Source organism: Pseudomonas fluorescens, from assembly GCF_902497745.1.
Taxonomy (GTDB): Bacteria; Pseudomonadota; Gammaproteobacteria; order Pseudomonadales; family Pseudomonadaceae; genus Aquipseudomonas; species Aquipseudomonas fluorescens_BM.
On sequence record NZ_CABVHJ010000022.1, the window covers coordinates 44,663 to 69,292 of the forward strand.

18 protein-coding genes are annotated in these 24,630 nt (G+C 59.2%); 4 read left to right on the forward strand and 14 right to left on the reverse strand.

Annotated features, from left to right (window positions below; all coding sequences use genetic code 11):
* Nucleotides 1-28: 28 nt before the first annotated feature.
* The gene (locus F8N44_RS26180) at nt 29-5,587 is read right to left on the reverse strand and encodes a dermonecrotic toxin domain-containing protein (RefSeq protein WP_150652344.1); all 5,559 of its coding nucleotides are present in this window, start codon (nt 5,585-5,587) and stop codon (nt 29-31) included.
* A gap of 216 nt (nt 5,588-5,803) precedes the next feature.
* On the opposite strand from F8N44_RS26180, the gene F8N44_RS26185 reads away from it, so the two are divergent.
* Nucleotides 5,804-6,838, forward strand: a complete 1,035-nt coding sequence (locus F8N44_RS26185) for an alpha/beta fold hydrolase (RefSeq protein WP_150652345.1) — start codon at nt 5,804-5,806, stop codon at nt 6,836-6,838.
* A gap of 175 nt (nt 6,839-7,013) precedes the next feature.
* Nucleotides 7,014-7,679, forward strand: a complete 666-nt coding sequence (locus F8N44_RS26190; RefSeq protein ID WP_150652346.1) for a DsbA family oxidoreductase — start codon at nt 7,014-7,016, stop codon at nt 7,677-7,679.
* A 202-nt stretch (nt 7,680-7,881) separates the two neighbouring features.
* Here the strand turns inward: F8N44_RS26190 and F8N44_RS26195 are convergent, their stop codons facing one another.
* The 11 genes from F8N44_RS26195 to F8N44_RS26250 all read right to left on the reverse strand — a co-directional run bounded on the left by F8N44_RS26195 (nt 7,882) and on the right by F8N44_RS26250 (nt 20,561).
* Nucleotides 7,882-8,211, reverse strand: a complete 330-nt coding sequence (locus F8N44_RS26195; protein WP_191630955.1) for a GlpM family protein — start codon at nt 8,209-8,211, stop codon at nt 7,882-7,884.
* A gap of 20 nt (nt 8,212-8,231) precedes the next feature.
* On the reverse strand, nt 8,232-9,560 hold the full coding sequence (locus tag F8N44_RS26200; protein WP_123376507.1) for a sigma-54-dependent transcriptional regulator: 1,329 nt from the start codon (nt 9,558-9,560) through the stop codon (nt 8,232-8,234).
* Nucleotides 9,557-11,458, reverse strand: coding sequence for a sensor histidine kinase (locus F8N44_RS26205; protein ID WP_150652348.1), 1,902 nt, complete (start codon nt 11,456-11,458; stop codon nt 9,557-9,559). The genes F8N44_RS26200 and F8N44_RS26205 overlap by 4 nt, the downstream gene beginning before the upstream one ends.
* A 144-nt stretch (nt 11,459-11,602) precedes the next feature.
* Entirely contained in the window at nt 11,603-12,337 is a 735-nt protein-coding gene (locus tag F8N44_RS26215; RefSeq protein ID WP_025112392.1) for an amino acid ABC transporter ATP-binding protein, read from the reverse strand.
* Nucleotides 12,334-13,005, reverse strand: coding sequence for an amino acid ABC transporter permease (locus F8N44_RS26220; RefSeq protein WP_003227756.1), 672 nt, complete (start codon nt 13,003-13,005; stop codon nt 12,334-12,336). The genes F8N44_RS26215 and F8N44_RS26220 overlap by 4 nt, the downstream gene beginning before the upstream one ends.
* A complete protein-coding gene (locus F8N44_RS26225) occupies nt 13,005-13,751 on the reverse strand; it encodes an amino acid ABC transporter permease (RefSeq protein ID WP_150652349.1) in 747 nt (248 codons plus the stop codon). Before F8N44_RS26225 ends, F8N44_RS26220 begins: the two co-directional genes overlap by 1 nt.
* 193 nt (nt 13,752-13,944) lie before the next feature.
* The gene (locus F8N44_RS26230) at nt 13,945-14,871 is read right to left on the reverse strand and encodes a glutamate/aspartate ABC transporter substrate-binding protein (protein ID WP_150652350.1); all 927 of its coding nucleotides are present in this window, start codon (nt 14,869-14,871) and stop codon (nt 13,945-13,947) included.
* 521 nt (nt 14,872-15,392) lie between these two features.
* A complete protein-coding gene (gene glpD / locus F8N44_RS26235; protein ID WP_150652351.1) occupies nt 15,393-16,931 on the reverse strand; it encodes a glycerol-3-phosphate dehydrogenase in 1,539 nt (512 codons plus the stop codon).
* Nucleotides 16,932-17,278: 347 nt separating this feature from the next.
* Nucleotides 17,279-18,034 carry a DeoR/GlpR family transcriptional regulator gene (locus F8N44_RS26240; RefSeq protein WP_007916700.1) on the reverse strand — a complete coding sequence of 252 codons (756 nt, stop codon included), beginning with the start codon at nt 18,032-18,034 and terminating at the stop codon, nt 17,279-17,281.
* A 95-nt stretch (nt 18,035-18,129) separates the two neighbouring features.
* A complete protein-coding gene (gene glpK, locus F8N44_RS26245) occupies nt 18,130-19,632 on the reverse strand; it encodes a glycerol kinase GlpK (RefSeq protein ID WP_007916698.1) in 1,503 nt (500 codons plus the stop codon).
* Nucleotides 19,633-19,709: 77 nt separating this feature from the next.
* Entirely contained in the window at nt 19,710-20,561 is an 852-nt protein-coding gene (locus tag F8N44_RS26250; protein ID WP_150652352.1) for an MIP/aquaporin family protein, read from the reverse strand.
* A gap of 361 nt (nt 20,562-20,922) precedes the next feature.
* Between F8N44_RS26250 and ybaK the strand changes: the two genes are divergently transcribed.
* Nucleotides 20,923-21,393 carry a Cys-tRNA(Pro) deacylase gene (gene ybaK, locus F8N44_RS26255; protein WP_150652353.1) on the forward strand — a complete coding sequence of 157 codons (471 nt, stop codon included), beginning with the start codon at nt 20,923-20,925 and terminating at the stop codon, nt 21,391-21,393.
* A 95-nt stretch (nt 21,394-21,488) separates the two neighbouring features.
* Nucleotides 21,489-22,271 (forward strand): PhzF family phenazine biosynthesis protein, encoded by a 783-nt coding sequence (locus F8N44_RS26260; RefSeq protein ID WP_150652354.1) that lies wholly within the window; start codon nt 21,489-21,491, stop codon nt 22,269-22,271.
* A 119-nt stretch (nt 22,272-22,390) separates the two neighbouring features.
* Here the strand turns inward: F8N44_RS26260 and F8N44_RS26265 are convergent, their stop codons facing one another.
* Together F8N44_RS26265 and argF are read right to left on the reverse strand one after the other, a co-directional pair.
* Complete coding sequence (locus F8N44_RS26265; protein ID WP_150652355.1) at nt 22,391-23,500, reverse strand: ABC transporter ATP-binding protein; 1,110 nt, start codon at nt 23,498-23,500, stop codon at nt 22,391-22,393.
* The gene (argF, locus tag F8N44_RS26270) at nt 23,497-24,417 is read right to left on the reverse strand and encodes an ornithine carbamoyltransferase (RefSeq protein WP_150652356.1); all 921 of its coding nucleotides are present in this window, start codon (nt 24,415-24,417) and stop codon (nt 23,497-23,499) included. The genes F8N44_RS26265 and argF overlap by 4 nt, the downstream gene beginning before the upstream one ends.
* Nucleotides 24,418-24,630: the final 213 nt, after the last annotated feature.

Sequence of the window (24,630 nt, forward strand, 5' to 3'; positions counted from 1 at the left end):
TTCTGAAGGGTTGCCGTGCGACGTGGATTCAGATCCCCTCGAAATGCACCAGAACAATCGAGTTCGGCCCGATATCGGAATACGGCAGGTTGGCGTCATCGGCATGGGTCAGGTAACGATGTGCCGGGAGTTTCAAGTGCGCTTTCTTGAATGGCTTGAACAGCGGTGCTGCGCTGGAGTAATGGAAGTGGGCGTACCACAGTAGCCGGGCCGGCTCTGCGGTGGTGTTCCAGATTTCATATTCCTGCATGTAGTCGCGTTCGCCACGGTGTTTACCCAGCTGTTTGATTGGACGGGGTTTGCGGATGTCAACAGCGTTCTGGGCGATGAGGTCATCAAGCATGCCGTCGGTAGGCTTTGCTGCTGTCATCGTGCGTTGCGTGCGCAGGGTACGCCCGGCAGCGATCAAGTCGTCAGCCTTGTTACGCAATTGCACGATGATCGGGTGCTCGGCCGATACAGTCGCGATGCGATCGGCCCGGGTGTTGAGCTCTGCGGCCTGGCTGTCCATCATGTGTTGCAGATCGACCGGCAGCATGCCCCGGTCGGCGTTGCTCTCAACCGTTGCGCGGTAAGTCACTTGAGCATCCAGACGTTGTTGTGCGTCTGTCACCAGATCGGCAAGCACCGTTGGCGTGGTTGCCGGAGTTTCAGCATTGCCCGGGGTGATCAGTCGGGCTTTGCCGTCGGGGCCTTCTTCCCAGATTTCGACGATGCCCTCTCGGCGTGTGCGCTCATAGCGGCGTCTCTGTGTGACTGAATCCCATTTCTCAACGCCGTAAATCAGATTGTCATCTGTGCTCGTGAACACCCGCTGAACCGCCTCGCCGGGGCTTTTCGCTTTGCTCGGTGTCTTCACTTCGGCGAGGGCACGGCTGGTCATTTGCTCCAGATCGTTGAGCAACGGTTCAACCACATCCATATGGAAGTGCTGTGGATAGCTGGCCGTCCAGATTTTCATTTGCAGACGAAAGCGGGTGTACAGATCGGCGCAGTTCTGCAGCATCTGACTGCGTTGTGTCGGTGTGGTGATGATTTTCGGCAGGTCATACTGGGTTTCCAGCGCGCGATACACATGGGCGCGAAGTTCAGCGGCTCGCTGCAGCAGATAAAACCAGGAAACCTCTTTGTGGTGGGCGTGATTTTTGACGATTTCAAATCGTTGGGATGCTCGCACGTAGAGCAGGTTGGCATCGCTGTACAGGGTGTTCATTTCTTCGACAAACTCGACGAGATGGGCCTTGTCCGCTCTTAGCTTGACCCGTGCATACCATTGGTTGGCGAGCGTTTTGAGTGCCTGCTGCTGATCGAGCTTTTTCAGGTATTCGACCCGCAGCAAGCGGACTTCCTCCAGCATCTTCAAGCGCTCTGGCAGCGCCTGGCTCGGCAAGGCGTTCAGCACCGCGCTCCGTGCGTTAATGCCATCGGTTACCGGAATAATGCTGTCGGAAACATGTGAGGCGCGCTGCCAGTATCGTTCGGTCAATTTCATCGCGACCTCGCTTTGAACGTCACCGACAGATTTAAGCTTTTTGCCGTGCGTAAGGGGTTTCAGTTCTTCCAGAACCGCATAACGCCGACTCTCCAGACGGATATCTTCAAGGCAGGCGGCTTCGGAGGCCGCACGCAATGCAGGGCGCTCTGCAAGGCTGGCATCCTCGTAGGCGTCGATGGCTTTCTTGCTCGTCGGAATCCTTGCGTCGCACAGATCGGCAAGGTGTTCGGTCTCATCGGTCAATTGCAGTTGACGGCGAAATGCACGGTCGGCCCACCAGCGCGGCAAGCGTTGCCGAATGACCGGTGGCCAGTAAGGGTCAAGCCCATCGGCCAGGTGTCCGGCGAGGTTGCCACCGCCCAGCACACCGCCTTCAAGCGTGGTGCCGTAGACACCAAACCAGGTGTCCCAGTGTCCGCTTTCATCTAGGGCAATCGCCTGTTTGTAGGTTTTTCGCGAGTTGCCGGACAAACGCCAACTGCGTGAATCCGTGCTGAGTTCCACCTGGTAGAGACGTCCCTGGCGTTCGATGAAATCGCCGTCGGCGTGCCGGTAGATATTGCGGTAGATACCATGAGTCGCGGGCTGCACGCTCGACAGGGAAAGTGGCTTTTCATATTCGTAATCGGCGAAGCGTGCCAACACGTGCCGGGCCTGACGCTGGGTTTTGCCATGCAGGGTGGCCACATTGCCAACCAGTTGATGAAGCTGGCGAGTGCGTGTCAGCGTGCGGCTGGTGCGCGATAGCATCGAGGCGATGGCTTCACCCGGAAGCACATCCAGCAAAGCGTCGATCAACGACAGCAGCATCGATTCGATTTCCGCCAGACCATCGCCTGCCTCGCCGCGCAAGAACGCTGCCGTTGCCTGATTGGCAGCCGTCCAGGCCTGATAAAAGGCCAGCGCAGTGCCGACGAAGGGCACCATGCCGATCGCCATCAATATGTAGTTGAAGGCGCGCGGGCCCTTCAAAGCATGGCGCTCGAAGAACAACTCGTCATTGGAGCGTGAGCTGCCGCGATGGGCTTCAATCAGACGGCCCATGTGCGCGTCGAGCAGATGCGCGGCCAGAGAGGTGGTCTGTGGCCAGCGCTCGCCGACTTCAATGAGCGCATCGAAGTTCTTTTCCACGGCCTGATGGATCCGACCCACATGCGCCCTGACTTCACCTTGCAAGGTTCGGCCCGCCAGCCAGGTCACCCATTTATCGCTCGCGCATAATCTGAACAGGCCTTTGCGCGCGGCTTCGAGGTTGTCGTAGCGGCGCAAAAACTGCTCGTCGGGACTTTCGGGCAGATACAGCAGGGTCACCCCGCTGACCTGTTCTTCGATGAACGTCACTCCCGACAGCGTGACGGGACCCTCACGGGGTGTGTCCTTGCCGCCCACTTTCAGGGACACCGGCAGCAGCGCGATGCGCTTGCCGTCGGCGAGCCACGCCTGCGGGGTGCAGGCCGCGATCGCGGTGTTCAACGTCGCGGCCTCATCGGTGCTGATGTGCTTGCGCAGGCGTGCGCTTTCAGCCTGGATCGTGAGCATCAGGCGCCAGGGTTCGATCAGGCTTTCCCGGCGATGCTCCTTGACGAACACTGGCTCGGTCGCAGTGCCGATGAAGGCGTCGCGGATTTTCTGCTCATAGGCCTTGGGCAAGTCCAGTTCCGGCAGCGCTTTGCGCAAATAGGTCAGATTGATGCCGTTGAGCAGGCGGGTGCGATCGGTTTTGTGGGTTGCGCTGACCTCCGCCCGCATGAAAATCAACCGTTGCGACAGCGAGTCATTGAGCACCGATTGGACATTGTCGATGTTGAGCTGGGCGAGATCTTCGAGCGGCATTTTGCTGCGCGTCGCGCCGGGCACGATGACGGTGGTTTTCCGATGGCCGCCGGGGCCTGATTCATAATGGGGTTCGGTGCGGGTCGAATCGGGCAGCTCGACTTGCACCGAAAAATCGCCTTCCAGGGAGAAATCCTTGCGCAGCCGCGCGTGCAGGTGTTTGCGGGTAAAGTCGTCACGGGGTTCCAGCGCGAGGGTCATGAGCTGGTGGCTCTTGCGCATCGCAACGATGTACGCCTCGAGGTTTTTTTTCAGCGCGCTACGTTCGCCACTGTTGAGGTTGATCAGCCAGTCCGGCAGGTGCGCGGCGAGTGTGGCACTGCGATCCTGTTCCAGCACATGGGCAAACGCCAGGCTTCTGGCGGCGTGTACCGGCACCTGCAAAGCAGCGCGGCTGTTTTTGCGCAGGATTTCCAGCGCGTCGGCCTGCTCGGCTTTGCCGCTGATCGGGGCGGCTTTTGACTTGTAATCGTCAAGCAGTTCCGCCAGACAGGAATGCAACGGGGCCGTGGTAATTTCGTTCAGTTGCAAGGTCAGTTCGGGCGTGTTGTCCTGAATCATCAATGCCTCGCGTTCCAGCCGCCGGCGGTTGGCAAACGCCTGCAAACCGCCACCGCTGCCTGGCCAGTAGAGCAGCAGACTGTCTGGCGAGTCGCGGTCTGACAATGCGCCTGGTCGTGTGATGACAAAGGGGCCCTTGAGTTTTTCGGTTTGCACGGAAGTGGTTCCGCCAACCGTTTCGGTCATGGACAGCGTCAGACTGGCCACGCTCACGTCAGCGTTTGTTTCGTTGGCGCCGGTGTTGTCCAGCACGGCTTTGAGCAGTGTGTGCTGATCGGTATCGAGCTGGCCCAGCGCCAATTGCAGTTTGGCTTCGGCGTACAAAGCGTCTTTGTGCGCCTGATGAAGGGCGGTGAAGTTTTTGTGGGTGTTGCTCAGCTCGGACACTTGCACCTGATAAAGCAACGTGTTTGCCGCTTCGTCGCAGGCTTGCTCCGCGGCTTCAATAGCGTTGAGCGCGTCCTGAAATGCCTTCTTGTGTGCTCCGTTGCGGTCGTTTTCCAGCAGTGTGTCGAGCGCTTCTCGCTCGCGCTTGATTGCTGCCTGGCGTACACCCAGCGCAATCCCGGCCGACAGGCTTCCAAACAACGGCTTTTGATCGGTTTCGACAGTGGACAGTTGATGGCTGGCAGACGGCGCAGAGGCGACAATGCTCGCGCTGCTGCGCTGGTGATCGAGCAGATCGACCTGGATCAGCGACTGTGCGCCGTGCTCCCTCAGCCCGGGCCTGCCTTTGTTGGTATTGCACAACGAGCTGATCTGCGCTTGTTGTCGACTCGCGAACAGATCGCTTGAACCGCTGACGAGCGGATCAAAGCGCGTGGTGTATTCAAAGCGCAGATGGTCGCCAGGCAGTCCCGTTGGCACCAGGCCCTGGCGGGACAGCCAGTTTTCCATCTTGTTGCGCGTCTTGAAAAACTGTACGGGCACGGAACGGCTGGGCAGATAGAGCAAAGGACTGGCAGATGCCGGATCATCCACGCTGATCACCCAAGCCCCCGCGAGTTGGACTTTGCTGCCATTGCTCAGCAACAGCGCCAGCTGTTGTGTATGAATGGGCTGACCGTTCAGCAGCAGCGCCCCGCACGGGCTGTCGAGGATTTGCTGCAAGGGTTTGAGCTGTTGCGTGGTGATGGTGCGGCGGGCGAGCGCCATGTCGGCTGTGGCTTCCAGGTGTTCACGATAGAACTGAAGGCAGCGTTCTCGCCGTGACACCGCTGCATGCGGCGCTCGCGCCTCCCAGAAGTTAGCCCAGCGCGTGGCGTGAAACTGTTGCGGATCAAGCGCTTTGAGCTTTTCGAGCACTTGCAGTGGTCTCAACGCGAACAGCGGGTGATCGGCAGCCAGACCGGTGACCTGGCTGCGCTGATCGAGCGTGACGTCCAGCGTCGGCTGTTGCAGGACAAACGCACAGGCTTCGGTGAGGCTGACAAGGCGCTCGGGGTGATCGGCGATAGCGGCAAAGCGCAGCGCGGTTTTCTCACCGTCGAGTTGCAGCTTTTCCTGCAAAAGCTCATTGAGGCTATCGCGCAGCCCTGGGCTGGCTGCATACAGTTCACGCAAGCCGTCGCTGCTGTTCTGCCAGCGTCTGGATGCTTGCAGCGCCAGGCTGTCATCGGTGGTTTTCGCTAACCGAGTGGATGCTTTCAGCGTCGGTGACGGCGCGGAGGGTAAAGCGCGGGTGGTCTGATCAGGCATGGTGGCATGACTCGCAAGGGGAGCGGCGGATCCGCTCCGGTGCGCGTCATTCAAGGCAAATTGCGCTGGACGTTGGCGGTATATAGATATTGTTTGCAACAACCCTGCACGACCGCTCGGCACTCTTCATCAAACTGTCATGGAACTGTGGCAGCGCGCTTGTACAAACTTCATCAGACTCGCGCTCTACTGGGGTTCTGCGTTTCGGTGTTTTTCATGGCTAAGGGTTTTTTATCGATCGCGGCTTTGTTGGCCGCGATTTTTTTCGGATCGTCGACGTGGGCGGCAGCGCGTTGCGATGTCAATGTGCCGACCGAGCACGTCGATCTGCAGCAGGTGAGCATTGCTTACCAGAGCATCGGGCGCGCGTCGGATCCGGCGTTGTTGCTGGTCATGGGCCTGGGTGGGCAGTTGATCCACTGGCCTGATGAAGTGGTGGTTGCGCTGTGTCAGCAGGGCTTTCGGGTGATCCGCTATGACAACCGCGATGTCGGCCTGTCGACCTGGCGTCAGGCCCCGGTTGAGGCCAACCTGACCTTTGAAGTCTTGCGCTACAAGCTCGGCCTGCCGGTGTCGGCGCCGTACAGCCTGACTGATATGGCTGACGACGCACTCGGTCTGATGGCCGCGTTGCACATCGAGCAGTTTCATGTGCTGGGCGCGAGCATGGGCGGGATGATCGCCCAGCACATGGCGGCAATGGCGCCACAGCGGGTCGAGAGCCTGACGCTGATCATGACCACTTCTGGCGCCGAAGGTCTGCCGGCACCGAGTGCGGCGCTGGTGCAGTTACTGTCGCGACGCGGTGCACCGAATCGTCAGGTGGCGCTGGAGCAACAGGCGGATTTGCTCGCGGCACTGGGCAGCCCGGCGGTCACCGATGACCGGCAGGCCTTGCTGCATCAGGCCGCGCTGTCGTATGACCGCGCGTTCAACCCCGAAGGCGTGAAACGGCAGATCATGGCGATCCTCGCCGAGCCGAGCCGGGTGGCATTGCTCAACCAATTGCGTGTGCCGACGCTGGTGGTGCATGGCACGGCTGATCCATTGCTGCCGGTGATGCACGGCGTGCATCTGGCAGCGCACATTCGTGGCAGCCAGTTGAAGCTGATTCCGGGGTTGGCCCATCGTTTTCAGGAGGCGTTCAAGGAGCCATTGCTGGCGGCGGTGTTGCCGTATCTGCAGGCGCATCGTGAAGACACCTCGCACTGGGCGCAGATTGAGCCGATGGTGGGTGGGAATCTGCTGTAACCGACAGTTGGCGGTGTTGGTGATGGCCCCTTCGCGAGCAAGCTCGCTCCCACATTTGGAATGCGTGCCCTGTGGGAGCGAGCTTGCTCGCGAAGGGGCCGCTATGGTCACCAAAAAATCTGGAGCAGGTGTATCGTGCAAACTTTCCCGCACGATTTCCCCTGCGAGGTATTTGATGAATTCCGCTCTGAAAATCGATTTTGTCAGCGACGTCTCCTGCCCGTGGTGCGTCGTCGGTTTGTATGGCCTGTTACAGGCACTGGAAATCCTGCGCAACGAAGTGCAGGCCGAGATCCGCTTCCAGCCGTTCGAGCTGAATCCGAAAATGGGCGTCGACGGGCAAAACATTGCCGAGCATATTCAAGAGAAATATGGCTCGACTCCAGAACAGTCGCAGAAGAACCGCGAGGCGATCCGCGCCCGTGGCGCCGAGCTTGGTTTTGCTTTCCGCACCGACGGTAACAGCCGTATCTACAACACCTTCGATGCGCACCGCTTGCTGCATTGGGCGGGGCTTGAAGGTTTGCAGCTGCTGTTGAAAGAGGCGCTGTTCAAGGCGTATTTCAGTGATGGCGGCAATCCGTCGGATCACCGGCAACTGGTGCAGATTGCGGAAAACGTCGGGCTGGATCGCCAGCGGGCCGAGGCCGTTCTGGCGTCTGACGAGTTTGCCGATGAGGTGCGCGAAGAAGAGCAGCAGTGGCTGCAGCGTGGGGTGAGTTCGGTGCCGACGGTAGTGTTCAACGGGCAGTATGCGGTGACGGGTGGGCAACCGGTGGAAACGTTTGTCGGGGCGATTCGGCAGATCATGGCCGACTCTAAGGGCGGTACCGTCAACTGAAGAGCAAAAGCCCCTCACCCTAGCCCTCTCCCGGAGGGAGAGGGGACTGAATGGGGGATGCTGGAGTGATACGCCGACCTGAGCCTGCTTCGCTGAATCCATAATCGACTCAGTTTCTCAGGTCGATGTCACTTGCACGACACCTCGGTCGGCCCCCTCTCCCTCTGGGCGGTCCGACGTTTCGGGAGGGCTGGGGTGAGGGTCAGCTGTGCAAGCGCACCCAAACCGTCACCAAAACAGTGGCCGCCATCAACCACGCCACCGCCGCCACGGCCAGCGAAGCCTCCAGCCGCAGCCGATCGACCATCACATACAACGTCGCCAGATACACAAAATACGGAATGATCGACCACATCCCGAACACGATCGTGGTCTTCAAATCCTCAACCGAACGCCCCTTGCCAACGATGTAATGCGCAATCAGCGCAAACGTTGGAAACAGCGGCACCAGCCCGGCGATGTAGTAATTTTTGGTCTTCGACAGTGCAGCCAGGATCACCACCACCGCAGCGCCCAACAGGGCTTTGAAAATCAGATCCACATCGTTCTCGCTTAATGGCTCAGGCCGTACTTTTTCACTTTGTCGAACAGCGTGGTCTTGGCCATGCCCAGTTCGAGGCTGGCTTGAGTCAGGTTGCCGCCGCTGCGTTGCAGGGCGTCGCTGAGCAGGTTGCGCTCGAACGCTTCCACCGCTTCGGCAAACGCCAGGCCTTGTCCGCCACTGCTGGCGCCGGATTTTTTGAACGCTGGCAAACCGAGGGCGAAACGTTCGGCGACGTTGCGCAGTTCACGCACGTTGCCTGGCCAGTCGTGGCTCATCAGGTTCGACAGGGTCTGGTTGTCCAGCTCCGGCAGTGCGCGGTCGAAGCGCAGTGCTGATTGCTGGGTGAAGTGTTCGAACAGTTGCAGGATGTCTTCGCGGCGTTCACGCAGTGGTGGCAGTTCCAGCGTTACCACATTGAGGCGGTAGTACAAGTCGCTGCGGAACTCGCCGGCCTTGCTCGATTCGTCGAGGTCGGATTTGGTCGCCGCGATCACCCGGCAATCCACCGCCACGCTCTGGTTTGAGCCGAGGCGTTCGAGGGTGCGTTCCTGCAACACGCGCAGCAGCTTGATCTGCAATGGCAGCGGCATGCTTTCCACTTCGTCGAGGAACAGCGTGCCGCCGTCGGCGTGTTCGATCTTGCCGATCCGGCGTTTACCGGCGCCGGTGAAGGCGTTGGCCTCGTGGCCGAAAATTTCGCTTTCGAAGAGGTTCTCCGGCAGGCCGCCGCAGTTCAACGCGACGAACTGCTTGCTGTGCCGGCGGCTGAAGTCGTGCAGGCAGCGCGCGACCAGTTCTTTACCAGTGCCGGTTTCGCCTTCGATCAAGACGTTGGCCGAGGTATCGGCGACGTTGGCGATCAATTCACGCAGGTTCTGCATCGCAGGCGAGCGGCCGATGATGCGTCCTTCCAGGGAATCGCGTTCGGCCAGTTGCCGGCGCAGCGACGACACTTCGCGGGCGAGGCTGCGTTGCTCCAGCGCCCGTCGCGCGACATCCACCAGACGCTCCGGCGAGAACGGTTTTTCCATGAAGTCGTAGGCGCCTTTCTGCATCGCGCCGACGGCCATGGAAATATCGCCATGGCCGGTGATCAACACCACCGGCAGGCTGCGATCGCGTTGTTTGAGGCGAGTCAACAGTTCCAGGCCGTCGATGCCCGGCAGGCGGATATCGCTGATGACGATACCGGCAAAGTTGTCGCCAACACGTTCCAGCGCTTCCTCGGCACTGCCAACACCGACGCAAGGAATGTCTTCCAGGGTCAGCGCCTGCTGGCAGCCGAGCAGCACATGGGGGTCGTCTTCGACGATCAGCACACTAAGGTCGTGGTTCATATTGGCTCGGCAGGAGTAGGGCTTACCAACGGTAAACTGAGAACGAAGGTGGTGCCACCGCTGGCCGGGTGTTCAACACCCAGGTGTCCGCCGGTGGCGGCCGCGAGGCTGGCGGAAAGGGTCAAACCAAGGCCCAGGCCTTGTTCGCCGGGCTTGGTGGTGAAAAACGGCTCGAACAGATGCTTGCGCGCTTCGGCGTCGATACCGTGACCGTTGTCGCGTACGCGCAGGCGATACTTGGCGTTGAACTCTTCACCCTCCAGCCACAGTTCGGGCTGGGGCTGTGCCTGCATGGCGTCGAGGGCGTTGCCGATCAGGTTGACCAGAATCTGTTCGAGGCGGGTCTGGTCGATCTGCACTTGCACGTCGATAAACTGCCGGTGGATGTGCAGCGCCGAACTTTCCAGGCGCGCACCGAGCAATTGCAGCGCCGCTTCCACGGCTTTGCCGAGGCTGGCCTGGCCTTGATTGTCACCGCGTCGGGCGAATGAACGCAGGCTGGCGGTGATCCGGCCCATGCGGTCGATCAGCTCGTTGATGGTCTTCAGGTTAGTGCTGGCAATATCCAGCTGACCGCGTTCGAGAAAGCGTACGGTGTTGCCCGACAGCGTGCGCATCGCGGCCAGCGGCTGGTTCAATTCGTGGGCGATACTGGTCGACATCTGACCGATGGCCGCGAGTTTGCCGGCCTGCACCAATTCATCCTGAGCGCGGCGCAACGTTTCTTCGGCCTGACGACGTTCGCGGATCTGGCTCTTCAAACGTTCGTTGCTGGCGCGCAAGTCGGTGGTGCGTTCGGTAATCCGACGCTCCAGTTGATTATTGGCTTCCTGCAGGGCTTCACGGGCAGCGAGGCGAGTAGCAATGACCTTGCGTCGTTCGTTCCAGGCGATCAACAGAAAGGCCACCAGCGCAAAGGCGACCGCGACGAGAATGCCTTGGTTGATCGCTTCGCGGCGCAGGTCCTGCAACGGCGTGAGCAGGGTGAAATTCCACGGCGTGTCGGTCAGTGGCCGGGTCTGCGCGAGATAGCTGATGTTGTCTTCATCGGACTGCACTTCGCTGTTGGCGGGGAAGGTGAGTTTTTCCACGCCTTCGGACAGGCTTTCCCGAGCCAGCGGTTGCAGTTCGTTGAGCGGAAACCAGTAGTACTGCAGGCTGCGGGCGAGTTTTTCTTTGATTTCGTCGGTGAGCGGGATCACTGACTTGAGGCGTCGGGCCGGATCGCTGGAGAGAATGATGATGCCGTTTTCATCGCTGACGAAGGCTTCGAGGCGTGCGCGCTGCCAGCGTTCCTCCATGGCTTCCATGCGCACTTTGACCACCGCGACACCGATGATCTTGCCGTGCTCTTCGAGGCCATGGGCGAGGTAGTAACCGGGTTCGCCGTTGGTGCTGCCGATCCCGTAGAAACGCCCGGGCTCGCCGCGTATGGCTTTCTGGAAGTAAGCGCGGAAGGACAGGTCTTCACCGAGGTAACTGTCGACATCGCGCCAGTTGCTGGTGGCCATGACGCGGCCGGTGGTGTCCATGACGTAGATGGCCCGACTGCGGCTGCGCCGGTTCAGGCCTTCGAGGTAATCGTTGACTGTTCGCCGGTGTTCCGGCGTCGGGTCGGCCAGCAACTGCGAGACACTCGTCTCGAGTTCCAGCAAGCTGGGCAGGTAGGTGTATTTGCTGATTTCGCTTTCGACGGCGCGGGCATTCAGTTCGAGCTGACGCTGGCCGTTTTCACTGAGGCTGCGAATGCCGAAATGCTCACTGGTCCAGAAGCCGGCGTAACCCAGCCCGATCATCAGGATGATGACCAGCGGCGGCAGAAACAGATGATGAATCAGACGAGGCTTCACGGCAAGTGATGGCGGCGCGGCGCGATAGAGATTGGGGTCGCATTTCATCACAGTTGCCTTGGGTCAACCACCACAACAAACTTCACCAATCCACTGTAGGAGCTGCCGCAGGCTGCGATCTTTTGATCTTCAAAAACAAAGTCAAAAGATCGCAGCCTGCGGCAGCTCCTACAGGGGGAGGCGGGTTTGCTTTTAGTGCTGCAGGATTTTCTCGAGGAAGTGTTGCGCGCGTTCCGAGCGAGCACTGATGTCGCCGAAGAATTCCTCTTTCGGGCAGTCTTCGATGATCTTGCCGGCGTCCATGAAAATCACTCGATCCGCCACTTTACGGGCGAAGCCCATTTCGTGGGTCACGCACATCATGGTCATGCCTTCGTGGGCCAGTTGCACCATCACGTCGAGCACTTCGTTGACCATCTCCGGGTCGAGCGCCGAGGTCGGTTCGTCGAACAGCATGACGATCGGGTCCATCGCCAGCGCACGGGCAATCGCCACACGCTGTTGCTGACCACCGGACAATTGCCCCGGATGTTTGTGGGCATGGGCCGACAGACCGACGCGCTCAAGCAATTGCAGACCTTTCCTGGTCGCCTCTTCCTTGCTGCGGCCCAACACCTTGATCTGCGCGATGGTCAGGTTTTCGGTGATGGTCAGGTGCGGGAACAGTTCGAAATGCTGGAACACCATGCCCACGCGCGAACGCAGTTTCGGCAGGTTGGTCTTGGAGTCGGCAATCGAGGTGCCGTCGACGACGATGTCGCCTTTCTGGAACGGCTCCAGCGCGTTGACGCATTTGATCAGGGTCGATTTGCCGGAACCCGACGGGCCGCAGACCACGATCACTTCGCCTTTTTTGACCTCGGTGCTGCAATCAGTCAGCACCTGGAAGTCGCCATACCACTTGTTGATGTTCTTGATAGAGATCATACGGCAAACCTTTTTTGCAGACGCTTGACCAGCAGCGAGGCGGAAAAGCTGATGATGAAGTAGACGACACCGGCGAAGATCAGGAACTCGTTGGAACGACCGATGATGTCGCCGCTGGAGCGGGCGGAGTTGAGGAAGTCCACCAGGCCCACGGTGTAGACCAGCGAAGTGTCCTGGAACAGGATGATCGACTGTTGCAGCAGCAACGGGGTCATCTTGCGGAACGCCTGGGGCAGGATGATCAGACGCATGGTCTGGCCGTAGGTCATGCCCATCGCCTGCGCGGCGGCCATCTGGCCTTTGGGGATCGACTGCACACCGGCCCGGACGATTTCGCAGAAGTACGCGGCTTCGAACATCATGAACGCCACGACGCAGGAGGTGAACGCGCCGATCGGGGTGTCTTCGCCGGTAATCCAGCGCAGCACGAACGGCACCGCCAGATAGAACCAGGTGATCACCAGCAGCAGCGGGATCGAACGGAAGTAGTTCACATAGGCGCCGGCCACCCGCGACAGCAGTTTGCTCGACGACAGGCGCATCAGCGCGAGGATCGTCCCCAGCACGATGCCGCCGACCACGCCCATGACCATCAACTGCAAGGTCATGACCATGCCGTTCCACAGGCCCGGGATAGCGGGGATGATGCCGCTGAAATCGAAGTCCATTATTTACCCCCCACGGAGATCAGGCCGGGCACCGCGACTTTCTTCTCGACCATGCGCATCAGCAACATCAGGCTCATGTTCAGGGTGAAGTAGATCAACGTGGCCAGGGTGAAGGCTTCAAACAGGTTGGCCGAGAACTCAGCGGTCTGTTTGGTTTGCGCCAGCAGTTCCATCAGGCCGATCAAGGACGCCACGGAGGAGTTCTTGAAGACGTTGAGGAATTCCGAGGTGAGCGGCGGAATGATGATCCGGTAGGCCTGGGGCAGCAGCACGTTCCAGTAGATCTGCGGCAGCTTGAAGCCCATGGCGCGGGCGGCGGATTCCTGGCCGCGCGGCAGCGCCTGGATACCGGTACGCACTTGCTCGCAAACACGGGCGGCGGTGAACAGACCCAGGCACACGACAACGCTCAGGTAAGCCGAGGTGGTCGGGTTGAGGTCCTGTTTGTACCAGTCCTGCAGGTTTTGCGGCAGCAGGTCGGGTACCAGGAAGTACCAGATGAACAGCTGAACCAGCAGCGGCACGTTACGGAACAGCTCGACGTAGCAGGTGGCGATGCCCGATACGATGCGGTTCGGCACCGTGCGCATGACCCCCAGAATGGAGCCCAGCAGCAAGGCGATAATCCACGCCACGATGGCGATGGCAATGGTCCAGCCCAAACCGGCGACATACCAGTCGAGATAAGTCTCGCTGCCAACGCCGGTGGACTTGAAGAACACGCCCCAGTCCCAGTTGTAATTCATTAGGGTCTCCCCTCGAGATCGATCGATGTACAAGCACCCGCTTGGGGAAAATCCTTTCCCGCCCGACGTTGAACGTCAGGCACACGCGATCGGCTCGAAAACCGCCAGGTCGAGTGTTCCACTGTATAGCCAGCAGGTAGTAACAGACGCCTGAGGGAGGGTGGCTCCCTCAGGAGATAAGGTTAGTCAGTAATCAGATTTTTACGTCAGGCGCCGGCTTGTCGCTCGGGTTGGCGATCAGATCTTTTACCTTGTCGCTCATCGGGAAGTTCAGGTTCAGGCCTTTTGGAGGAATCGGGCTCTCGAACCACTTGCTGTAGATCTTGTTGATCTCGCCGGACTTGTACAGCGAAACGATGGCGTCATCGACAGCCTTCTTGAAGGCTGGGTCGTCTTTACGAACCATGCATGCGTAGGCTTCGAAGGACTGTGGCGTACCGGTGATGATCCAGTCGGCCGGCTTCTTGGCCTTGGCTTCTTCGCCGGCCAGCAGGGCGTCGTCCATCATGAAGGCTACGGCGCGGCCGCTTTCCAGCATGTTGAAGGATTCGCCGTGGTCTTTGGCGGAGATGATGTTCATGCCCATCTGCTTGTCGGCGTTCATCGCTTTGATGATGCGCTCGGACGTGGTGCCGGCGGTGGTCACGACGTTTTTGCCTTTCAGGTCGGCAAAGTCAGCGTAGGACGGCTTGCCATCCTTGTCTTTCTTGACCAGCAGACGGGTGCCGATTTCGAAGATGTTGACGGTGAAGTCGACTTGCTGGGCGCGTTCGGCGTTGTTGGTGGTCGAGCCGCACTCGATATCCGCAGTGCCGTTCTGGATCAGCGGGATACGGGTTTGCGAGGTGACCAGGTTGTACTTGACCTGCAGGTCGGGCTTGTTCAGGTCTTTTTTCAGGGCTTCAACGATGGCCACCTGAATGTCGTGGGAGTAGCCCACTGGTTTGCCGGAAGCATCGGCAATGTAGGAAAACGGAATGGAGCTGTCGCGGTGAGCGAGCGTGATGGTGCCCGAATCGTTGATTTTCTTCAGGGTGCCGGTGAGTTCGGCGGCGAAAACTGGCGTGCTGATCAGAGCGGCCGCAATGGCTGCGCCCAGGATATGGGGAACGATGCGCATCAAATTTTCCTCGAATTGTTTTTTTTATGGAGCCAGTTCGTCGGCCCTTTTGTGCTTCGAATGCCTGACGGCTCCTGAAGTGTTGGCACAGCAGGCATTCGTCGAGAGAGTGTAGAGCATGAGTCGTGCCAGAGCCGTCTCATGTAGCTAAGTTTATGATTTATAACGTTATTAAAGTTTTGTGATGGTTTTTTTGGGCGTAACTGATCCGGTTTACCGAATCGACCGGGAAGTCGCGTTCGGAAATCCGAACGGCGAAAAGCCCCTCACCCTAACCCTCTCCCAGAGGGAGAGGGGACTGAGCGCGGTGGATGGTCGAGTTACGCCGACGTGAGATACCGAGTCGAACTCAGAATTTGAAGAGGCCCCCGATCGGCTCCCTTTCCCCTCTACCCCCTGGGGGAGAGGGCTGGGGTGAGGGGGAAAAGATCTAACTGACACAATCAGGTTCAACAGAACCCACAAAACAAAAAGCCCCTGAATCTCTCAATTCAGGGGCTTTCGTTTAAGCGATGTTCACATCACGCCGCTTCAATCTTGCTACGGTTCTGCTCAACCTTACCCAGATACGCCGCCAGTTTTTCCTGCTCAACCGGGGTAGTGAACAGCCCCAGCTTGCTACGACGCCACAGAATGTCGTGCGCCGTGGTCGCCCACTCTTCGCTGCACAGGTAATCGACTTCACGGGTGTAGAGCCCGCCGCCAATGTGTTCGCCCATGTCGGCGAGGCTTTCCACGCCTTCGAGCATGCGCCAGGTACGGCTGCCGTAAGTGGTGGACCAGCGACGAGCGATCTCGGTCGGCACGAAGTCGAACTTGTCGCGGATCAGCGCGCTCAAGGCTTGCGGGGTGGTCATGTCTTCGCCGCCGGGCAGGGTGGCGGTGGCCGTCCAGCTCGGGCGCATCTGGGTGAAGAATGGCAGCAACTGCGCCATCGCCGACTCAGCGAGTTTGCGGTAGGTGGTCAGCTTGCCGCCGAACACCGACAACAGTGGTGCTTCTTCAGTGTTGCCGGACAAGGCCAGGGTGTAATCGCGGGTGACGGCCGAGGGGTTGTCGGATTCGTCGTTGCACAACGGGCGTACGCCCGAGTAGCTGTGCTGGATGTCGTCACGGCTGATTTGCTTCTTGAAGTGGGCGTTGACCACTTTCAACAGGTAATCGGTTTCGCCGTCGGTGATGGCCACTTTCGCCGGATCACCTGTGTACTCACGGTCGGTGGTGCCGATCAGGGTGAAGTGGTTGAGGTACGGAATGGTGAAAACGATGCGCTGATCTTCGTTTTGCAGAATGTGCGCGTGATCACCTTCGTACAGTTTCGGCACGATGATGTGGCTGCCCTGAATCAAACGGATGCCATACGGCGATTCCATCTTCAGGTCGTCACGGATGAACTTGGCAACCCATGGGCCAGCGGCGTTCACCAGTGCTTTGGCGGTGATCGCAAACAGGCTGCCGTCGGCACGTTCCAGGTTCAGGTGCCACAGGCCTTTGGCACGACGGGCGCTGACGCAACGGGTCTGAGTGTGCACGTGGGCACCTTTTTCGCGGGCGGCCATGGCGTTGAGTACCACGAGGCGGGCGTCGTCGACCCAGCAGTCGGAGTATTCGAAGCCTTTCTTGATTTCGCTTTTCAGCGCGCTGTCGGCACCAAACTTGAGGCTTTTCGAACCTGGCAGTTTTTCGCGCTTGCCGAGGTTGTCATAGAGGAACAGGCCAGCCCGGATCATCCATGCCGGGCGCAGGTGCGGACGGTGTGGCAACACGAAGCGCATCGGCTTGACGATGTGCGGCGCCTTGGCCAGCAGCACTTCACGCTCGGCCAGCGCTTCACGTACCAGACGGAACTCGTAATGTTCGAGGTAGCGCAGGCCACCGTGGATCAGCTTGCTGCTGGCCGACGAGGTGTGGCTGGCCAGATCGTCCTTTTCGCAAAGGAACACCGAAAGCCCGCGACCGGCGGCATCCGCTGCGATCCCCACGCCATTGATCCCGCCGCCGATAACGGCGATGTCGTAGATCTCGGAGATTGGGGGCGTACGCAAGGTAGAGGTGGACATCGGCTGGCCTCGGGTTCTTTTGATTTTCTATATTGGAAATCGAACATGAATGTTCATTTGCGAAAATGGTAGCCCATAAAGACGCGCGCAGCCAGTCACGTTCGATTGAAAAAACTCATCGAAGGGCGGCTAAAAGAAAATTTTCGAACATTAAATGCGCGCAAGGGCGCAGAAGACGTGTTGTTTGATCGATTGTTTTCGTCGGATCGCCGCCCGGAGCAGGCTCGCTCCCACAGTGGGTGGAAGACTCACAAATCTTGTGATTGGCTCGTATCTCTGTGGGAGCGAGCCTGCTCCGGGCGGCGATCCGACGAAGGCGTCAGTACAGACAATGAAGAGAAGGGTAGTTAAACGACCTCTAAGCGAATCTTGTGCTGACTCAACAACTGCGCCAGCGCCGGCACCGGTTGCTGATCGGTCACCAGGCAATCAATCAGACTGATCGGCCCCAACCGGATCATCGCGTTACGCCCGAACTTGCTCGAATCCGCCGCCAGAATCACCTGCCGTGCATTGGCAATGATCGCCTGCGACACCCGCACTTCCTGATAATCAAAGTCGAGCAAACTGCCGTCTTCATCAATCCCGCTGATCCCGACCAGGGCGAAATCAACCTTGAACTGATTGATGAAATCCACGCTCGCCTGGCCGACAACACCGCCGTCACGACGCACATTGCCGCCAGTCAGCAACACATCGAAATCATCCTTGGCACTGAGCATCGACGCCACGTGCAGGTTGTTGGTGATGATTTTCAGGTGATTGTGATTGAGCAGGGCGCGGGCAATCGACTCGGTGGTCGTGCCGATATTGATGAACAGCGAAGCATGATCGGGAATCTGTGCAGCGATGGCTTCACCGATGCGTTGTTTTTCATCGCGCATCTGGTCGGCGCGCATCGCATAGGCGGTGTTTTCGACACTGGAATCATAGGCGGCACCACCATGGTAGCGACGCAGCAGATTGGCTTCCGCGAGCTGATTGATGTCGCGGCGGATGGTTTGCGGGGTTACAACGAACAGCGTGGCCATTTCCTCGATGCTCACATAGCCGCGTTCGCGGACCAGCTCGAGGATTTGCTGCTGACGGGGAGGCAGATTCATGGGGCTTCCTTTGGGCTGCCGTGCAAAATTTGCCCATGATGCCGCAGGAATCTCCTCCCGACCAGTTAGTTGCCTATCAGTCTGTGAAGGTTGGCTTATTCAGCGTCTTCACGCGCCCAGTCACGGGTACGGCTGACGGCTTTTTTCCAGCCTTTGTACAGCTTCTCTTTCTCGACTTCGTCCAGGCTCGGTTCGAACTCGCGCTCGATCACCGCTTTGCCGCGCAGTTCTTCCAGGCTGCCCCAGAAACCGCACGCCAGACCGGCCAGGTACGCCGCGCCGAGTGCCGTGGTTTCGCGCATTTGCGGACGCTCGACCTGCGTGCCGAGGATGTCGGCCTGGAACTGCATGAGGAAGTTGTTCGCCACCGCGCCGCCATCCACACGCAGGGCCTTCAGGCGTTCGCCGGAGTCCTGTTGCATGGCGTCGAGCACGTCGCGGGTCTGGTAGGCGATCGATTCAAGTGCGGCGCGGATGATGTGATCGACGCGAACACCGCGCGTCAGGCCGAACAGCGCGCCACGGGCATACGGGTCCCAGTACGGAGCTCCCAGACCGGTAAAGGCCGGCACCAGGTACACACCGTTGCTGTCCTTCACTTTATTGGCGAAGTATTCGGTGTCGTGGGCGTCGTTGATGATTTTCAATTCATCACGCAGCCACTGCACGGTGGAACCGCCGTTGAACACCGCACCTTCCAGTGCGTAAGCAACTTCGCCACGCGGGCCGCAAGCAATGGTGGTGAGCATGCCGTGCTGGGATTTCACCGCTTTGTCGCCGGTGTTCATCAGCAGGAAGCAGCCGGTGCCGTAGGTATTTTTCGCCTGGCCCGGCTCGACGCACATCTGGCCGAACAGTGCCGCTTGCTGGTCGCCGGCGATACCGCCGATGGCGATGCCGCTCTTGGTGCGACCGTAGATTTCCGAAGAAGCCTTCACTTCCGGGAGCATCTCGCGCGGGATGTCGAGGATCTCCAGCATCTTCGAATCCCACTCCAGCGAATGGATGTTGAAGAGCATGGTGCGCGAGGCGTTGGTGTAGTCGGTGACGTGCACCTTGCCGCCAGTGAATTTCCAGATCAGCCAGCTATCGACGGTGCCGAACAGCAATTCACCGTTACGCGCACGCTCGCGGCTGCCTTCGACGTTGTCGAGGATCCACTTCAGTTTGGTGCCGGAGAAGTACGGGTCGGTGACCAGACCGGTGTTGTCGCGGATGTACTCTTCGTGGCCATCGCGCTTGAGCTGCTGGCAGATCTCGGTGCTGCGGCGGCACTGCCAGACAATAGCGTTGTACACCGGGCGGCCGGTGGTCTTGTCCCAGACCACAGTGGTTTCGCGCTGGTTGGTGATGCCGATGGCAGCAACCTGATCGTGGTGCAGACCGGCCTGGGCCAGCGCTTCAACCATCACCGCGCTCTGGGTGGCGAAGATTTCCATCGGGTCATGTTCGACCCAACCGGCCTGTGGGTAATGCTGGGCGAATTCGCGCTGCGCGGTGCATACCACGTTCGCATCGCGGTCGAAAATGATCGCGCGGGAGCTGGTCGTACCCTGATCGAGGGCAATGATGTAGTTCTTATTCTGAATGTCGGTCATGTCGATTGCCTTGGACGAAATAAGGGAGAGTGGGCCGTGGCGCAGGCTCTATAGGGCAGGAGCCGGCGCCGACTGTTTCAAGAAGTTCTTGGTTTGCCGTCAATGGCCGGTTCTGCATCCTTTGTAGCAGGTGTGGCGCCGGTCAGGTGACGGGCGATGAGCCCGCGATACCCGGCAGCGCCGAGGCAGGCACCGACAATCGGTGCAAAAATCGGAATCAGGAAATACGGAATATCACGGCCGCCAGTGAAGGAAATTTCACCCCAGCCGGCGAAGAAAGTCATCAGTTTCGGACCGAAGTCACGCGCCGGGTTCATCGCGAAACCGGTCAACGGCCCCATCGAACTGCCGATAACGGCAATCAGCAAGCCGATCAGCAGCGGTGCCAGCGGGCCTTTCGGCAGGCCGTTGTTGTCATCGGTCAGGGACATGATCACGCCCATCAGGATCGCCGTGATGATCATCTCGACCAGGAATGCCTGGGCGGTGGACAGCGCCGGGTTCGGGAAGGTCGAAAACACCGAGGCCAACTCAAGGCTGGCCGCCGAGCCGCGAACCATTTGGTGAGTTTGTTCGTAATCGAAGAACAGGTTGCTGTACAGCGTGTAAACCAATAGCGCGCCGCAGAAGGCGCCGGCGATCTGCGAAAGAATGTAGAAGGGCAGTTTGCGCTTTTCGAAGTCGGCAAAAATCGCCAGCGCGATGCTGACGGCCGGGTTCAGGTGCGCGCCGGACACGCCAGCGGTGAGGTAAATCGCCATGCTCACACCGACGCCCCAGATGATGCTGATTTCCCACAGGCCGAAGCTGGCGCCCGCGACTTTGAGCGCGGCGACACAGCCAGTGCCGAAAAAGATCAGCAGTGCAGTACCCAGAAACTCGGCCATGCATTGGCTCGATAGCGATGGTTGCTGTAAAGCAGTTGTCATTGAAAACCTCGGTTTTTGTTGTTGTCTGGCGTCTCGCCGATAGGGCAGGGCGCGATTTTCACCGGGTGGGAATCCCCATTCCGTTCCGGTTTACTGCTGGGTGCTGCGATGACGATAATTCTTACATTATTCAGATTCGAAAAAATATAGACAAGAAACAAACCTGTCAAAGGTCGAAAGTGAACCGTCGGTCACAATAAAACTATTCGTTGGGTGAATGATCCTGTGTCGTCCGCGCGCGATGGTGTCAGCAGAATGTCTGCAAGCCACGGGAATCGTGGCTTGGGATAGAGCCTTTTAGAGGCTGATCACCTAGAATCGGATGCAGCATTTTTCTGTCACTGCCGAGCCTGGAGCTGCCATGACCCCTGCGTTGGACTTGTTGAAAAAAGTTCGTGCCGAACATCGCGTGCACAGTTACGAACATGACCCCAAGGCCGCATCCTACGGGCTGGAGGCCGCAGAAAAATTGGCGCTGGAGCCAGCGCAGGTGTTTAAAACCTTGTTGGCGGCCAGCGAAAAAGGCGAGTTGCTGGTGGCGGTGGTGCCGGTCGTCGGAAGCCTTGACCTCAAAGGTCTGGCCCATGCCGCGGGGGTAAAAAAAGCCGAGATGGCTGACCCTGCCGCCGCACAACGCTCCACCGGTTATCTGTTGGGTGGCATCAGCCCGTTGGGGCAGAAGAAGCGCCTGCGTACCTTCATTGATAACTCGGCTCAGGGTTTTGCGACTATTTATGTCAGCGCCGGTCGGCGAGGCCTGGAGGTGGAACTGGCACCCGCCGTGCTCGCCGAACATACCCAGGCGAAATTTGCCGATATCGGCCGCACGTGACCGTTATCGCTGTATGCAGAAAATTGGCCGGTTCTGTCACTGGCGTCGATCGCCTCGTGGCTGCATGCTCTGCCGACTGACTTAGGGAGAAGGTTATGCAGCTCGAGTTCCATCAGGTCGATGCGTTCAGTGATCGACCATTCAGTGGCAATCCGGCGATGGTCTATCGGCTGGATGCCTGGCTTGCGGATGAGCTGATGCAGAAGATCGCCGCCGAGCACAATCTGGCGGAAACTGCGTTTCTGGTGCGTGAGGGGTCGGCCTGGCATATCCGCTGGTTCACCCCGACTACTGAAGTGCCACTGTGCGGCCACGCCACGCTGGCGAGCGCTTATGTACTGTTCGAAATTTACAAGGAAAGCGCCGGGCGTATCGACTTTACCTGTAAATCCGGTCCGCTGAGCGTCACGCGGGAAGGTGATCGGTTGTGGCTGGATTTCCCGTCGATCATGCCGTCTGAGATTGGTGTAACTGTCGACGTTGAGCGGGCGCTGGGTGTCGAAGCGGTTGATGTGCTCGGCTCCAACGAACTGTTTGTGGTACTGGAATCGGAGCAGGCCGTGCTCGATTGCACGCCGGACATGGTGGCGTTGGCCAAGCTGCCCTGGCTGGGCGCTATCGTTACGGCGCGGGGTAATCAGCACGACTTCGTCTCGCGCTATTTTGCGTCGGCGATTGGCATCAATGAGGATCCGGTGACCGGGTCGACGCATTGCAGCCTGATCCCGTATTGGTCCAAGCGTCTGGGCAAATCGAGCCTGACCGCTTGCCAGCGCTCGGCACGGGGCGGGGAGTTGTTTTGTCGGCTGGAAGGCGAGCGAGTGAAGATTGGTGGCAATGCGACGCTGGTTGCCAGCGGTACATTGTTGTTGGGTTAGCCCAAAAACACCTGTGGGAGCGAGCCTGCTCGCGAATACGGTCGGTCAGTCAAATCATCTGTGACTGATACATCGCATTCGCGAGCAGGCTCGCTCCCACAGTTTTGATCCGGGTTGGATCAGAGGGCGGTGTTGTAGCGGCGGACGCCGTTTTCCACTGCCGGGATTTGTGCGGCGGTACTGCCCGATGCCTGGAACAACACCAGATGTTCAGCAGCTACGCGAATCCCCACCTCAGCCCCAACCTGATGATCCGCATGACTAGGGAAAATCGATTCCAGCTGCGCCCCCGTCGGCAATTGCAGACGATACAGCGTCGACGCCCCAAGGAACGTCTTGCCGACAATCCGCGCTTTCAACCCACTGTCCGGCGCATAAACAATGTCATCCGGGCGCAGCAGCACATCCACAGCCCCGCCAATCGGCCAGGTATAAGCCCGATTGCCGCGCAGCTCACCCAGTTCAGTCTGCACCGATTCCGGGCTGCCCAACTGGCCGCGAATGAAGTAACCCTGACCGATGAAGCTGGCCACGTACGGCGTTGCCGGTTCGTGATAGAGGTTGTACGGCGTGTCCCACTGCTCCAGTCGACCTTCCTTGAACACGCCAACGTGGTCGCTGACGGCGAAGGCTTCTTCCTGATCGTGGGTCACCAGAATTGCGCTGGTGCCACGGGCCTTGAGAATGTCGCGCACTTCATGACTGAGCTTGCGCCGCAGTTCGCCGTCGAGGTTGGAGAACGGTTCGTCGAGCAGCAGTAATTGCGGCTCCGGCGCCAAGGCACGGGCGAGGGCAACTCGCTGTTGCTGGCCGCCGGACAACTCATGCGGGAAGCGCTTGCCGAGGTTCTTCAGGTTGACCAGTTCGAGCAACTCTTCGGTCACGCGTTCCTTGTTCGGATGCTTGCGAATGCCGAAGGCGATGTTGTCGGCGACGCTCAGGTGGGGAAACAGCGCGTAGTCCTGGAACACCATGCCGATCCGGCGTTTCTCCGGGGCGAGGGTGAAACCGGCGCTGGAAATGGTCTCACCACCGAGAGTGATCTCACCTTCGTGCACCGGTTCGAAACCGGCGATGGCGCGCAGGGTGGTGGTCTTGCCACAGCCGGACGAACCGAGCAGGCAACCGATGTCACCGGCGTTGAGGTGCAGATTGAGGTTCTGCACCACACGTTGATCTTGGTAGCCGCAAGCGAGGTTGCGCAGGTTCAGCAGTAATTCATGGCTCATGCGTGGTGATATGCCGGTTCAACGAGGAACTCGAGCAGGGCCTTCTGTGCGTGGAGACGGTTTTCTGCCTGATCCCAGGCGACGGAGCGCGGGTCATCGAGCAGGTCGAGGCTGATTTCTTCGCCACGGTGCGCAGGCAAGCAGTGCATGAACAGCACGTCCTCGGCAGCGAGGTCGAGCAAAGCACGGTTGACCTGGAACGGGGCGAACAGCTTGAGGCGCTTGGCAGTTTCCTCTTCCTGACCCATCGAAGTCCAGACGTCGGTGCTCACCAGATGCGCGCCACGCACGGCGTCTTGCGGATCGCGAACGATGGTCACGCGATCGCCGGCCTTGGCGACGAATTCAGGATTGGGCTCGTAGCCTGCCGGGCAGGCGATGCGCAACTGGAAGTCGAACTGCATCGCTGCTTCTATATAGCTGTTGCACATGTTGTTGCCGTCGCCGATCCAGGCCACGGTTTTACCCTGGATCGAGCCACGGTGTTCAAGGAATGTCTGCATGTCGGCCAGCAACTGGCACGGGTGCAGGTCATCGGACAGGCCGTTTATCACTGGCACGCGCGAGTTGGCGGCGAATTCGGTCAGGGTGCTGTGGGCAAAGGTACGGATCATCACCGCATCGAGCATGCTCGACATGACAATGGCGCAGTCGCCGATCGGCTCGCCACGACCCAGTTGGGTGTCACGCGGCGAGAGGAAGATCGCCTGGCCGCCGAGCTGGATCATGCCGGCCTCGAAGGAGATACGGGTACGGGTCGAGGACTTCTCGAAGATCATGCCCAGTACACGGTTTTTCAGAGGCTCGAACAGTACGCCGCGGTTACGCAGGTCCTTGAGCTCAACGCCTCGACGGATCACGCTGACCAGCTCTTCGGGCGTGCAATCCATCAGGGAGAGAAAGTGCCTTGCGCTCATCATTGACTACCTTTTTGCTACAAACCGCAGATGCTCAAAGCCTTGTTTAACGGAACAACGGGCGAGACCTGCGGCGTAAGCCGCACGGGGCGACGAAATAGGGGAAGGCGCGATATTGACACTAAATGTCGCGTTTTTCCAATAGGCTACGGTTTTTGTGGGATTCGGAGGACGCACTGGCGTTGCAGTCGAGTATTTGAAGCCGGGCTCAGC